The following is a 13245-nucleotide window of genomic DNA, read 5'->3' as shown; positions in this document are numbered from 1 at the left end:
TTTAGTGATATGAGTGAATAAAAGCATTGTCATGTGAAGTTAAAGTTCTATGACAGTGCTTTTTTGCTCAGTACGCTTCGAATTTAGAAAAAGTCAGTTTCGAGCGATAAATTGGTCATAATCGGGTAACATGCAGAAAAAAACATATGCTATGCTTTTTACAGCAAAGGGAAAGATTCCTGGTCAGCAGGATTACCGCAGCGGTAAAAGGAGGACATTGAATATGAAGAAAAAGATAATAGCATTGTTTTTGACCGGTGTTATGCTGGTTGGCACAAGTGTGCAGGCACAGGCAGGAAGAATCGTAAAGCCTATTGATGAGCAGCTGGCAGAGAGAAAAGTCATTACAACTCCGCAGGAGAGGAAAATCCGTCTGGGAGAGGATGAGAAACCAAGGGTTATCATTACTTCTGACCTGGAAGTGGATGATATGAATTCCTTTATTCACCAGAGCCTGTTTTTTAATGAAATTGATCTGGCTGGAATCGTGGTGTCCGGATCTTTCTGCCACTTTACCGGAGACGGCGAGCATACCCAGGGAGAGGTAATGGACCACATCCAGAACCGGGAAGAAGGAGCTCTGGATATGACTGAGTTCCGTGCGCAGCCGCTTGACTGGCTTTCCAATCTCTGGAACAATGAATATGCAGAAGCCTATGAATATCTGTCTCAGAATGCGGAAGGTTATCCTACCCCGGAATATCTGACCAGCATTACCAAAATCGGAAATGTGCAGTTTGAGGGAGATGTGAGGGAAGATACAGAAGGCTCTGATCTGATCAAAGAGGCAATTCTGGATAATGATGAAAGAAGCCTTTACATTCTTTCCTGGGGCGGCTTTAACACCGTGGCAAGAGCACTGCTTTCTATCTATGATGAATATTCAGAAACAGACCAGTGGGATGAAATTTATCAGAAGGTATGTGACAAGGTTCTTATAAGCGGAAACGGACAGGACTTTACATTCACAGACTATATTGCAGACAAATATCCGGATCTTGTAATGGCATCTGGCAATTGCGGATATGCCGGATACTCAACTGCAATCAACGGACAGGCAGATGCACTTTACACATTCCAGGCTGACTGGCTGAAGGAGAATATCAAGTTTGATCACGGTTCTCTGATGGGAGTCTACAAGCTGGTTAATGACGGACAGCATCTTGAAAATGAAGAAGATAAGTATCAGTTCGGGGAAACCAATATCGTTTACGAGAAAGAATATAACGATTATGACTTTATTGCGGAGGGCGACAGCTCTGGCATTATCGGTCTGTATTCCTGCGGACTCCGTGGTTTTGAAAATGGTGCCTTCGGAAGCTATGGCGGAAGATATTCCTATTACACAGCCAGCGGAGAGGATGCGGGATACCTGTCTACATTATCCGGCGGTGTAGTTCCCGGACAGTATGTAAATCCGGAGACAAACAATATTGAGAAATATAATCCATACCTGTTGGATTTCCAGCTTGAATGGGCTGCACGTGCTGACTGGTGTGTAAATACCTATGAAAACTGCAACCATGCGCCGGTTGTAGAAATGGACGAAAAAGATTTTACCGCGGCACCGGGAGAGACTGTTTCCTTTGCGGCAGCAGTCAGTGATCCTGACGGGGATGATTGTACAGCAACCTGGAGTACAGAGCCAACAGGCTGTGTATACAGTGGAAAAGATGAAACAATTTATAACTGGACAGCAGATAGCGCAGAAGGTTCCTTTACTATCCCGGAGGACGCAGCTTCCGGTGACTGCTTCTGCCTTACCTTAAGAGTTCAGGACAATGCGGATGCAGTGATGACAAGATATGCGCAGGTTATGGTGACGGTTGCCTGAGTGAGCATTTTTAATTTGAATAACTGAACATCTCAAATTCGTGGTACAATGTGAACAGGCAGTGTACCACGAATTTATTTTTTACAGGAGTTTCCAAAATTGAAAGAACGAATATCTCTGAATGTCAGGCTTTTTCTGGTAACTATGTGCATTGCGGTTCCAGTGATCGCAGCGCTTCTTTTTACAGGAATCCGGGAAAGGGAGTCTGCGAGAAATGAAAAAATAAACCAATTGCAGTCTGATGTGGAAATTGAAATGTCAGGAATTGATACGCAGCTGAAATTCCTGAGAAACAGCCTGATTAATCTGGTAATGGATGATGGGGATTTCCGGTATATTGCATCAGCGAAGGAAAAGGACTCGGAATTCTGGCTTGCAAACCAGAGGGTTCTGGAAAAAATCAACAGCCAGACAACAGATATGAATTCCGGGTTTAATGTGTTTGTATATTATCCGAAAAATGATGTTTTTTATAATTATATGAAGGACATTCAGGTCTCAGATTTTGTAAAAGAACAGGTGCAAAGCAAAGATCACATATCCCGGTTTAGCCAGTGGAGTACCGTATGGTGCGGCGAAAAAGCTTATTTATTTTTCATGCTGGATTACAACAATTATTATATTGGTGCCTGGAGTTCTTACGAAAATATTGCAGCAGATCTGCAGCAAACTGCCGGGGATTTCCAGGATGGAGAAGGCGCAGAAAAATATCTGATCTGCGATGAAAATGGACAGGTGATGGTACCAGATGAGGAGAAAGAAGCCTGGCTGTTTTTTGGAGAAAATCTTTATAAAGACCAGGAACAAGACAGCTGGTATTATGCTGGAACCATCAGTGAACTGGCAGATTTTTATCTTGTGAAAGAAATCAAAAAACAGGCGTTGGAAAGCCAGCTTCCGGCAGTTGGAGGAGAAATTGCCGGCCTTGCAGCGGTCTTTCTGCTGCTGTTTGCGGTGTACGGAATTTGCCTGTATTTATGGATCCTGACCCCTATGGCGTACCTTCAGAAAAGCATGGATATTATCCAGAAGGGGGATCTGGATTACAGAATCCCGGAGCTGTCGAACTGCAGCCGGGAATTCGATGCTGTGATCCAGGAGTTTAATTTTCTTATGGACCACATCAAAAACCTGAAGATCCAGATGTATGAGGACCGTCTGGCTGGAAAAGAAACAGAATTACAGTATTTGAGCTGTCAGATTCAGCCCCATTTTATTCTGAATACACTGAATACCATTTATAATTACAGCGAAAATGATGTAAAGACAACGAAGCAGCTGATTCGTCTGACCTCTGGATATTACCGCTATGTTGTAAATGTAAATTCCAGATACGTGCAGCTGGGACAGGAACTGGAACACATTCAGGATTATCTGAGACTGCAGAAAATGCGCTATCCCAATGGGTTCGACTATGAAGTAAACTGCGAAGCGGCAATGAAAATCGTGCCTATTCCGCCTTTTATTATAGAGAGCTTTGTGGGGAATGCCATTAAGCATGGCCTGAAGCCAGGGGAGCTGACGAAGATTGAGGTAAATGTAAAACAGCTGGAGGAATTCCAGATTTTGATTCAGGTAAAAGATAACGGCATTGGATTTTCAGATGACAGCCTGGATGCAGTGGAGGAGTTTCTTGAGAAGGGAATTGTTTCAGAAGAATTGGGTGTGGGAATCCGAAATTCAGTGGCAAGGCTGAAGCTGATTTATGGAGATAAGTGTGTGATCCATATTTATAATCAGGAGCCATCTGGTGCAGTGGTAGATATTCTGCTGGATTTACAGAAGCAGAAGGAAATATAATATCAAATTATGATTGGGCAGCTATTGCAAAAAGAGGCAGTGATATATAGAGAGCGAGGAGTACCAAAAATATGGAAATGGAAATCAAAGCATTGCTTGTAGATGATGAAGAACAGTGTGTGAAAACACTTCAGGATGGGATAGACTGGAAGGTCCTTGGCGTTGCGGAAACTTTCGGAGCGTACAACGCGGTTCAGGCCCGGGAAATCATGAAAGAGGAAATGATTTCCTTGATTCTCTGCGACATTGAAATGCCTGGGGAAAGCGGTCTTGAATTTATTTCAAGCGTAAGGGAAAAAGCAGATCTGAATGACGAAAATATAGAATGTATTATTCTCACCTGTTATCCGGATTATAAATTTATGCGGAAAGCCATGCAGATTGGGTGCAGCGATTATCTGATCAAGCCTATTGATACAGATGAAATGACAGCAGTTCTGGAAAAAGCTGTTGAAAAAATACAGAAAAAATTCCAGAAGGACGAAAAAGAGAAAAAGCTTTTTCCAGATGCAATGAAAACTTCGTTTTCAGAAGGGCAGCAGAATATTATTGACGGGAAAGTGATTCCCTATATCCAGGAACATTTTTCTGAGACTTTGACTGTCACGGAAATTGCGGATTATGCAGCGCTGAATGCCCAGTATATGATGCGGCTGTTTAAGAAAAGAACCGGGATTTCTGTGCTGGAATATGTTACAAACTGCCGCATGGAAAAAGCAAAAGAACTGCTTCGAAACACAGACTGGAACAATGAAATCGTTTCAGAAAAACTGGGATATGCAAGTTCCGGGTATTTTATAAAATTGTTTAAGAAAACTTTTAGCATGACGCCCAGGGAATTCAGAAAGGCATCAGATCTATGAGAAAAGGAAAAATACTGGCGGGTGCCGGGCTGGCACTTTTGAGTGCGGCAGTGCTTTGGGGCTGCCAGGACATAGAAACGATTTCCCCGCTGGAAAATGGGGAAGCAGATGAAGTTTGTGAGATTGCCATCGAAAATCTGACGCTGGGCGCGAAATATCCGGACACAGAGGCAGTAGAAGAACTGATCAACGAAATTACAGTTCCGGCAATTTCCTGTAAAGTGAAAATCGTAAACTGCTTCATCGGAGATCATGCCAATATGTTGAAGAAAGCCAAGATGGGGATTCAGCAGCTGGATCTGGTGAATACAGGAACTACCACATCACTGTCTGATCTGGCAGCAGACGGCACTTTGATAGAGTTAAATGATCTTCTGGATAAATACGGCAAAGATCTTCAGGAAAAAGAAGGAGAGCTTCTGAAGGTTACTTCTTTAAATGGCAAAGTGTATGCTGTGTGTGCAAATCTGAATCCGGGCAGGGCATCTGGAATTGGTTATAACAAGGATCTTGCGGAGAAATATCATATAGAGGTTCCAGAACAATTGGAATTGCAGAATCTTACAGAAATCGGGAAGCAGCTAAAGGAAAAGAACACGGGCGTTTATCTGATTTCTTTCGGCAATGCAGGAAATGTGGATTCGTCTGCCTTTACTTCTTTATTTGACGTGGAGGATTTCGGCGGGGATATGAACTATGGTGTGATTTTTGACCCGCTGAATAGTACGGAAATTGTGAATGCATATGTTTCTGAGGAATACCGTGATTTTTGCCGGACAATAAAGCTGTGGCGGGATGAGGGATATATACCGGAAGATTCTTTGTACAGCGGCGTGGATGCGCAGTCTATGTTTAATGAAGGGGAAATGTTTTTGCAGTGGACAAGCGTGTCCCCTGGAACCCTTCATCTGGTTAGCAAAAAGAGTCTGGATTTCGATGAAGTTCTGGTAGCAATGACGCCCAACCGGACAACCACTTCTCTTGTGCAGGAATTTACCTGGGGAATTACCAGCTCCTGCAAGAATCCCCAGAAGGCTATGGAATTGCTGAATCTGATTTACACAAACAGTGATCTGGCCAATTTTCTGCAGAATGGCAGGGAGGGAACAGATTATGTAAAAACAGGGGAAAAGACTATTGCATATCCAGATGGCAAGGATAACAGCAGTGTAGGGTATTCCAGTTATTTTACCTGTTATGGAGACAGTGACAAGGTGTATCAGTTTGGAGAAAACGGCACAGATTGGCGGGATTTCATGAAAAATTATTCTGAGGATTCCGAACCGTCCAGGACACTTGGTTATGTGTTTCAGACAGATCAGGTTGCAGCGGAGGTGGATGCGGTTTCCAGAGTGGTGAATGAGTACCGTCCGGTGCTGGAAACGGGAATGACAGAGGATGCGGATAAGACACTGAATCAGTTTCTGGAGGCACTGGATGAGGCTGGGATGGAAAAAATTATTGAGGAAAACAGACGACAGCTGGGTGTGTGGCTGAAGGAGCAGGAGAAAGAGTGACGGCATTGCATATGGGAAATGTAAAAGTCATTTTTGAATAAAAATCTGGTCATTATTGGACAACATAAAAATGTTTGTTGTGGTAAAGTAAAGGTAAAATGCAGAAGATAACTGGGTAAATTTTTTTAGAAGGAGAATATTATGCATAAGAAAAAATGGCTGTCAGTACTGATTGGAACTATTATTGGAACTATGAGTTTGTCTGCGTCTGTTTTTGCGGCGGATTCTGCTACGGCACTTCCGAAAACAGAGGGAAAGCCTCGTCTTCTGGTTACACAGGACGGGGAAGTGGACGATATGAACACATTAATTCATACGCTGCTTTATTCTAACGACATTGATCTGGAGGGAATCGTACAGACCAGTTCCAAACTGCATTACAGTGGGGATGATACTACAGAATCCCTTAGATGGATGGGAACTGACTGGATGTATGAATTTCTGGATGCGTATGCAGAGGTTTATGACAATCTGAAGATACATGATGAGGACTATCCTTCCCCGGATGATCTTCGTGCCATCACAAAAGTGGGAAATATTAAAAACGTAAGTGATACTTCCGAGGAGACAGAAGGATCAGAGTTGGTGAAAGAGCGGATTCTGGCAGAGGATGACAGACCCCTTTATATCGAGGTTGGTGGCGGTGCCAACACTGTGGCAAGAGCATTGATGTCTATTGAGGAAGAGTATAAGGACCAGGAAGGCTGGGAAGAGCTTTACAATCGTATTTGTGAAAAAGTGATTCTTTTTGCATGGGGAATGCAGGATGACTGCTATTTGAACTATATTCAGCCCAACTGGCCGTCTATGCGTATGGTAGATGTTTCTGGTTCTACTCTTGCATATGGTTACAGATGGGCGACTCTTGAGGAGCTTTCCGATGAGTCCAGAGAAAAACTGAGCAGTGCATGGATGAAGGAGAATATTGAGCAGAATCTTGGTGCGCTGATGGACAAATATGTGACCTGGGGTGACGGCACATATCTGGAAGGAGAAGCAGATACCGATCAGTATGGTACCAATGAGGCACTTCTTGGAGATGACACGCTCTGGGTTGGACATGCTTACGAGCAGTATGATTTCCTTTCTGAGGGAGATTCCCCGGCATGGTTTGTGACCATTCCTAACGGGCTTCGCAGCCTTGAGGATTTGTCTTATGGCGGATGGGACGGTAGATACGCCCTGAAGGAGAATGATGAAAATCCGGATGTGCGTCTGTACCAGGCTGCCAAGGGGAATGAGAAGGGAATCGCGCAGTGGATTGCCGCAATCCAGAGTGATTTTGCCATGAGAGCGAAATGGTGTGTGACCGACAAGTATGAGGATGCCAATCATCTGCCAGAGGTTTCTGTAGAAGAAGGAATTGACCTTACTGTGAAAGCGGGAGATGAGATTACCCTGAACGGAACCGCAGTGGATCCGGACGGTGATACCACCACCTTCCGCTGGTATCATTATCCATACGGAGATACCTATGCAGAAGCCGAGGACGAAGATGGAAACCCGGCTGCCATCGAAATAACAACTTCCGGTGATAATCAGGAAACTGCCACCTTTACCATCCCCTCAGACGCCAAATCCGGCGACACCATCCATATCATCATGGAAGGCGTAGACGGCGGCGGAACCAATCCGGTAGCTTACCAGAGAGTGATTGTGACGGTGGAATAAAAAGAATATGAAGAAATAGGATATAAAGAAATAGGATATAAAGAAATAGCATTGGTTAGGGAGCTGGCTGATGCTATTTTTTTATGAAATAGAAAATTCTGCAAAGCCGAAGTTTTTGCTTATTTCGTGCCGAGTAATCAGCAAGACTTTTTCTGTGAAGGGCCTGTAAAGAATGTTAGAAAATAGTGTTTTGTATTGCAAAAATAAAATAAAAATGATACAATTAATATATAAACTCTTAAAGGTTTATAAAGTTCTTGCGTCTCCCGGTACTTTATGCTACGCTTATTTTACATCTCAGGAGTTTTCTATTTTATTCAGGCCGTTCGGCAAATAATTCCTGTGAAATAAGCAAAATAAAGAAGGTGGTGCGCTTGGGTGTAAAAGACTAGAGCGTGTTTGAAAAAGGCTTTCTGCAAGATGTGCGTCACAATTTGTGGGAGATTTTGTCCGGATGAGGGCGCCGTAGCGGGCTACGGCAACTGAATTCGGGCAAAATATACCGCAAAGTGGGGCGTGCAGATTGCAGGAATGATTTTTCAAACAGGCTCTAGGGACTACAGGAGTATTTAAGGGATAATGAGCGCTTTGCGGATCTTGTAAATGGCACTTTATTTGCAGGAAAGCAGATTATAAAAGCGTCTTATTTGAAAGAAGTACAAAGGAAAAAAAGGGTTTCATGCCAATTGCAGACTATTGGCAGCAATACACATAAGATAAAGAGTTCGGACGAAAACGGCGTAAAATTTATATATCTGGAAAGGGAACGGGACTTTCTCCGCTTGCATGATAAGCCAGGATGCAGAGTGCTTCTGGCCTGTGAAGCCGAAAGCAGGGCGAACTATGAAATGCCAGTAAGATGTTTTACATATGACGGTGTAGAATATACCGATCAGCTGAAATCCCGGAAGAGAAACAGGAAAAGAGGAAAACACAGAAAAAGACGTCCATTAGTGCCGGTTTTCCACCAGGTTCTTTATCTGGGAGAAGAGCGGTGGCAAAGTAAGAAAAAACTGCAGGAGATGATGGAGATACCAGAAGAAGTAGGTGAGTTTTCCAGCCTTCTTCCAGAATATGATATTTGCATGGCAGATATCCATGAGCAAAATCCCCAATTGTTTCACACCGAATGGCGGGATATTTTTTCCCTGATGAGCCACAGCCGTAAGAAAGAAGAACTGAAAAAATACATAGAAGATAACAAAAACGAAATACAAAAGCTAAGCCTGGAAACCAGATGGTTCCTGGCAATATTGCTGGAACAGTATACCATAGTAGATGATGATGTCGTGGAGGTGAGAGACGTGTGTAAGGCATGGGACGGAGCAATGCAGATGTATGCGGATGAGGCGAGAGAAGCAACGAGAAAAGAAATGAAGAAAGAGATGAGAAAAAGGGAGAATGAAAAGAGTCGCAGACAAGTATTTCGGATGTTTTCAAAAGGCTATCCGCAGACTGAGATAGCAGATGTATTAGAAATACCGTTGAAAACAGTGAAAAGATGGTGTGCGGGATTGACGCCAGCTACAGAAAAATAGAGTGCAGAGTGTGTAGAATTAATTCTGTTTTCCGCTTTGGGCATATTTAAAAAGAATATTAATGCTGAGGATGGAGAAAATCTTCATCCTCATTGTTTTGCACAAAAACAGGATACCTAATTTGTACAAAATAGATAAATGAATTTTGAATCTAAATTTCCTGTCGGTAGTTAGCGTATAAAAAAGTACTGTTCGCGTTTTTCATGCCACAGGGGCGTGGAAATACGGTACACTGTAGTCAGATTAAGAATGGAGTAAATCGGCTTTCAGATTTAGTGGTGTCTGCGTAAGCAGATATGTCCGCTTGGCGAGGAAGCTGGAAAAGGATAGAGAAGTCTGACGAAAAAGAAAGGAGCAGTTTACTGTATGCAGAGAATTGATTTTAATAAAGGATGGATGTGCAAGTGCCTTACCCGCGATGAGGCAGCTTATCCGGTTACCTTACCGCATGATGCCATGCTCAGCGAGCCACGTACCCAGGAGAGTACCGGTGAGGGAAACATTGGATGGTACATCGGCGGAGATTACGAGTATACCAAGAAATTTACCGTGCCGAAAGAATATGAGAATCAGAAAGTCCTTATTGAATTCGAGGGTGTTTACCATAACGCTGAAGTCCACATAAATGGAAAAAAAGTAGCAGGCCGTCCATATGGATATACCAATTTCTACATAAATACAGATGGCTTTTTCAAATACGGAGAAGAGAATGAAGTCAAAGTAATTGCTCATAATGTAGACCAGCCAAACAGCCGCTGGTACTCAGGAACAGGTATCTATCGTCCTGCATATCTGCATATTGGCGGTGAGAAATACATTCCTGTAAACGGAGTAAAAATCCGCACATTAAGCTATAATCCGGCACAGATCGAAGTTGCAGTAAAGACCTCCGCGCCAGGTGAGGTTTCTCTTGAAATTGAATTTGAGGGAAAAAGAGTCCTGACTGTGATTGGAGAAAGTAAAGCAGTAGCTGCACAGAATAATGAAACAAAAAATGCATCTGCAGCTAGCGAAAAGCCTGCAAAAGAATATCAGGCAGTCTTTCTGCTGGATGTTCCAAACGCAAAGCTTTGGGATACGGAGCACCCGAACCTCTACACCTGCAAAGCAGTATTTGGTGAAGATCAAGTAACCGAAACCTTCGGAATCCGTGAACTGGTATGGAATCCGCAGGTGGGTATGACCATTAACGGAAAACGCGTAATCCTTCGCGGAGCATGCTTCCACCACGACAATGGCGTGCTTGGCGCATGTACATATCCAGAAGCAGAAGAGCGAAAGATGCGTATTTTCAAGGAAAACGGATACAACGCAGTCCGCTCCGCACATTACCCATGTTCTAAGGCACTTCTGGATGCCTGCGACCGTGTGGGAATGCTGATGATGGACGAATACGTAGATGTCTGGTACATCCACAAAACAAAATATGATTACGCAAATCAGCTTGCCGGCTGGTGGAAACAGGATTTAAAGGATATGGTGGATAAAGATTTCAACCACCCAAGCGTTATCATGTATTCCACTGGAAATGAGGTAGCAGAGACCGCCCAGAAGAAAGGAATTGCCCTTACCGGAGAGATGACAAACTACCTTCACAGCCTGGATTCCACTCGCCCGGTAACCTGCGGAATCAACATTTTCTTCAACTTCTTAAGTTCCATCGGACTTGGAGTTTACAGTGATGATAAGGCAGAAAAAAGCGCTGAGAACGCAGAAAAGTTCGCTGCAGAGCAGGCTAAGAAAGCAGCCGCTGCGAAGCCCGAAAAGAAGAAAAAACCAGTTGGAAGTGAGTTTTACAATACCCTCGCCTGCCTGGTAGGTGACTACTTCATGAAGTGTGGCGCCACCCTTTATCCATGTGATCTGAAGACCAGGGATGCCTATGCGAACATGGATATCGCAGGCTACAATTACGGTATTTTCCGTTACAAGCATGACCTTAAGAAGTATCCTAATCGTCTGATTCTTGGAAGCGAAACCTTCTGCAAGGATGCATACAGCTTCTGGGAAATTGCCAAGAAAAACAAGCGAATCATCGGTGATTTCGTGTGGGCAGGCTGGGATTATATCGGTGAAGTTGGAGACGGCGCAGCCGAGTATTCCGACTATAAATTTGAAGATCCGTCAACCAGAATGACTGGCGGAAACGGCCGAATCGACCTGAATGGAAAGCCTCGTGCGGAGGCAGCCTACACCATAGTTGCTTTCGAAAGAGAGACAGGCCCGTTCATCGCAGTAGACCCTGTTTACCAGAAAGAAAAGCTTCGTCTCACTGGCTGGCAGCTGACCAAAGCACTGGAGAGCTGGGCATGGGGCGGCTGCAGCGGGGAGCCTGCAAAGGTTGAGGTTTATGCAAGAGCTGCTCAGGTTGAGCTGTTTATCAATGGCAAGAGTGTTGGCAAAAAGAACGTGAAAAAATGCCGCGCCAACTTTAACACAACCTATGAGGATGGCGAAATTACGGCTGTTTCTTACGATGAAAAAGGAAAAGAAATCAACCGCTATTCCCTGCAGACCGCTGAAAAAGAAACCATTCTTCAGGTAAGACCGGAAGAGAAATCCGTGAAGCCAGAAGGACTTGCTTTCGTCCAGCTGCAGTACACAGATGCAAAGGGTATCTGGAAGCCGATGGAAAAGCACAACCTGAAGGTGACAGTAGAAAACGGAATCCTGAAAGGCCTTGGCAGTCCGGCACCGTACGTAAAAGGGAACTATACAGATGATACGGTGGCAACTTATTATGGTGAGGCCATGGCAGTGGTACAGGCAGACGGAAACGGCCCTGTGAAGGTCACAGTGACAGATGAGACACGGTCTTATGTAGCCGAAATTCCATGTGAATAAATGAAATGACAGGTTTACGGTTGAGAGACTTGTAAACCTGTTTTCTAATAAGAAAAGAGGTTGATGAAATGAAGAAAAAAGGTCTTATTATAGGCGGTATTTGCCTTGCAGCTATTGCGGGAATACTGGGTTACAATCACGAGGCTGTCCGTGTGGTTTTCCATAATGTCTATTCTCCATCTGTAAAACTGGATGAATCCACACAGTGGGATGGCGGAAAATCTTACGAGAAACTGCAGTATTCCGAAGTATCCGAAAATGACTATCTGGACCTATATGTGCCGGACAGTGATGAACCAATGCCCCTGATCGTAATGGTTCATGGCGGCGGTTTTGTCTTTAATGACAGCCAGTCCAGACAGGCACAGCTGATGTACCGCTATTTCCGTGATCATGGATATGCATGTGCTTCCATCAATTATCGGCTGGCTCAGGAAGCTGCATTCCCGGCAGGGGTGGAGGATGTGAAATCCGCAATCCGTTTCCTCCGTGCCAACGCTGAGAAATATGGATACGATCCGGAGCGTTTTGCTATTTGGGGAGAATCTGCAGGCGGCTATCTGTCCGTGATCTGTGGTGCTTCCAATGACGAAGAATTCAATAGTGTGTCGTTCATCGGAGAAGATGAGAATAATCCGGTTTCCAGTGAAGTACAGGTAATCCTGAACTACTACGGTTGCATGGAATTCGGAACCCAGGCAGCAGATTATAAGGAACTGAAAATCCCGAAAGTAGTTCAGTGGGCATCCGGTCTGTGGCTTACCGATGCCATCAAGGATACTGGCTATAATGATGTGGAATCTTATTGGATGCGTAAGGATGTGAACACCCTTACCCAGGAGGAAAAAGATACCTACAGCCCCCTGTACTATATCCAAAAGAACCTTACCCCGGAAAACAGCCCAAGCGTGCTGATCTGGCACGGTGATGCAGACCTAAGCGTCCCCTACCTGCAGTCCGAGCGCCTGAACGAACTTCTCACAGAACAGATCGGTGCAGACAAGGTAGAATACAAGCTTTTCCACAATTACAAACACGCCGCCGACCAGCTGTACAGCGACGAGAATCTTGGAACCTTAAAAGAATATCTGGACACAAAATTAGCAAAATAAAACAAATATCTGGCAGAAAAGCAGAAATGCTCTATGCCAGATTTTTTTATTTTCCGGTATCCTGAA

Annotated in this window: 8 protein-coding genes and 2 pseudogenes; 9 read left to right on the top strand and 1 reads right to left on the bottom strand. The window is 44.1% G+C overall.

Features of this window, described 5'->3' with window-relative positions:
• Positions 1-223: 223 nt before the first annotated feature.
• The 5 genes from H8S54_RS03210 to H8S54_RS03190 all read left to right on the top strand — a co-directional run bounded on the left by H8S54_RS03210 (position 224) and on the right by H8S54_RS03190 (position 7685).
• The gene (locus H8S54_RS03210; protein ID WP_186900901.1) at positions 224-1834 is read left to right on the top strand and encodes a DUF1593 domain-containing protein; all 1611 of its coding nucleotides are present in this window, start codon (positions 224-226) and stop codon (positions 1832-1834) included.
• 99 nt (positions 1835-1933) lie between these two features.
• Positions 1934-3634: a sensor histidine kinase gene (locus tag H8S54_RS03205; RefSeq protein WP_186900900.1), complete on the top strand. Its 1701-nt coding sequence runs from the start codon at positions 1934-1936 to the stop codon at positions 3632-3634.
• A 71-nt stretch (positions 3635-3705) separates the two neighbouring features.
• Positions 3706-4497: a response regulator transcription factor gene (locus H8S54_RS03200; protein ID WP_186900899.1), complete on the top strand. Its 792-nt coding sequence runs from the start codon at positions 3706-3708 to the stop codon at positions 4495-4497.
• A complete protein-coding gene (locus tag H8S54_RS03195) occupies positions 4494-6014 on the top strand; it encodes an ABC transporter substrate-binding protein (protein ID WP_186900898.1) in 1521 nt (506 codons plus the stop codon). The genes H8S54_RS03200 and H8S54_RS03195 overlap by 4 nt, the downstream gene beginning before the upstream one ends.
• A 141-nt stretch (positions 6015-6155) precedes the next feature.
• Entirely contained in the window at positions 6156-7685 is a 1530-nt protein-coding gene (locus H8S54_RS03190) for a DUF1593 domain-containing protein (RefSeq protein WP_186900897.1), read from the top strand.
• A 297-nt stretch (positions 7686-7982) separates the two neighbouring features.
• On the opposite strand, the pseudogene H8S54_RS18765 reads toward H8S54_RS03190, so the two are convergent.
• A pseudogene (locus H8S54_RS18765) lies at positions 7983-8168 on the bottom strand (DUF6783 domain-containing protein); the annotation flags it as partial.
• Here H8S54_RS18765 and H8S54_RS18760 point away from each other — a divergent pair.
• From H8S54_RS18760 to H8S54_RS03175, 4 genes and pseudogenes are all read left to right on the top strand, one after another.
• Positions 8106-8258: pseudogene (locus H8S54_RS18760) on the top strand (DUF6783 domain-containing protein). The pseudogenes H8S54_RS18765 and H8S54_RS18760 overlap by 63 nt on opposite strands.
• Positions 8259-8533: 275 nt before the next feature.
• Positions 8534-9223 (top strand): hypothetical protein, encoded by a 690-nt coding sequence (locus H8S54_RS03185; RefSeq protein WP_186900896.1) that lies wholly within the window; start codon positions 8534-8536, stop codon positions 9221-9223.
• A 366-nt stretch (positions 9224-9589) separates the two neighbouring features.
• Positions 9590-12067, top strand: a complete 2478-nt coding sequence (locus H8S54_RS03180; RefSeq protein ID WP_186900895.1) for a glycoside hydrolase family 2 TIM barrel-domain containing protein — start codon at positions 9590-9592, stop codon at positions 12065-12067.
• Between the two features lie 68 nt (positions 12068-12135).
• On the top strand, positions 12136-13179 hold the full coding sequence (locus H8S54_RS03175) for an alpha/beta hydrolase (RefSeq protein ID WP_186900894.1): 1044 nt from the start codon (positions 12136-12138) through the stop codon (positions 13177-13179).
• The last annotated feature ends 66 nt before the right edge of the window (positions 13180-13245 follow it).

The organism is Blautia segnis, assembly GCF_014287535.1.
Classification (GTDB): domain Bacteria; phylum Bacillota; class Clostridia; order Lachnospirales; family Lachnospiraceae; genus Blautia_A; species Blautia_A acetigignens.
This window is presented reverse-complemented; position numbering and strand designations above follow the sequence as displayed.

Coding starts and splice junctions, on each gene's coding strand:
- H8S54_RS03210 (WP_186900901.1), top strand. CDS start 224: ATGAAGAAAAAGATAATAGCATTGTTTTTGACCGGTGTTATGCTGGTT.
- H8S54_RS03200 (WP_186900899.1), top strand. CDS start 3,706: ATGGAAATGGAAATCAAAGCATTGCTTGTAGATGATGAAGAACAGTGT.
- H8S54_RS03195 (WP_186900898.1), top strand. CDS start 4,494: ATGAGAAAAGGAAAAATACTGGCGGGTGCCGGGCTGGCACTTTTGAGT.
- H8S54_RS03190 (WP_186900897.1), top strand. CDS start 6,156: ATGCATAAGAAAAAATGGCTGTCAGTACTGATTGGAACTATTATTGGA.
- H8S54_RS03185 (WP_186900896.1), top strand. CDS start 8,534: ATGCCAGTAAGATGTTTTACATATGACGGTGTAGAATATACCGATCAG.
- H8S54_RS03180 (WP_186900895.1), top strand. CDS start 9,590: ATGCAGAGAATTGATTTTAATAAAGGATGGATGTGCAAGTGCCTTACC.
- H8S54_RS03175 (WP_186900894.1), top strand. CDS start 12,136: ATGAAGAAAAAAGGTCTTATTATAGGCGGTATTTGCCTTGCAGCTATT.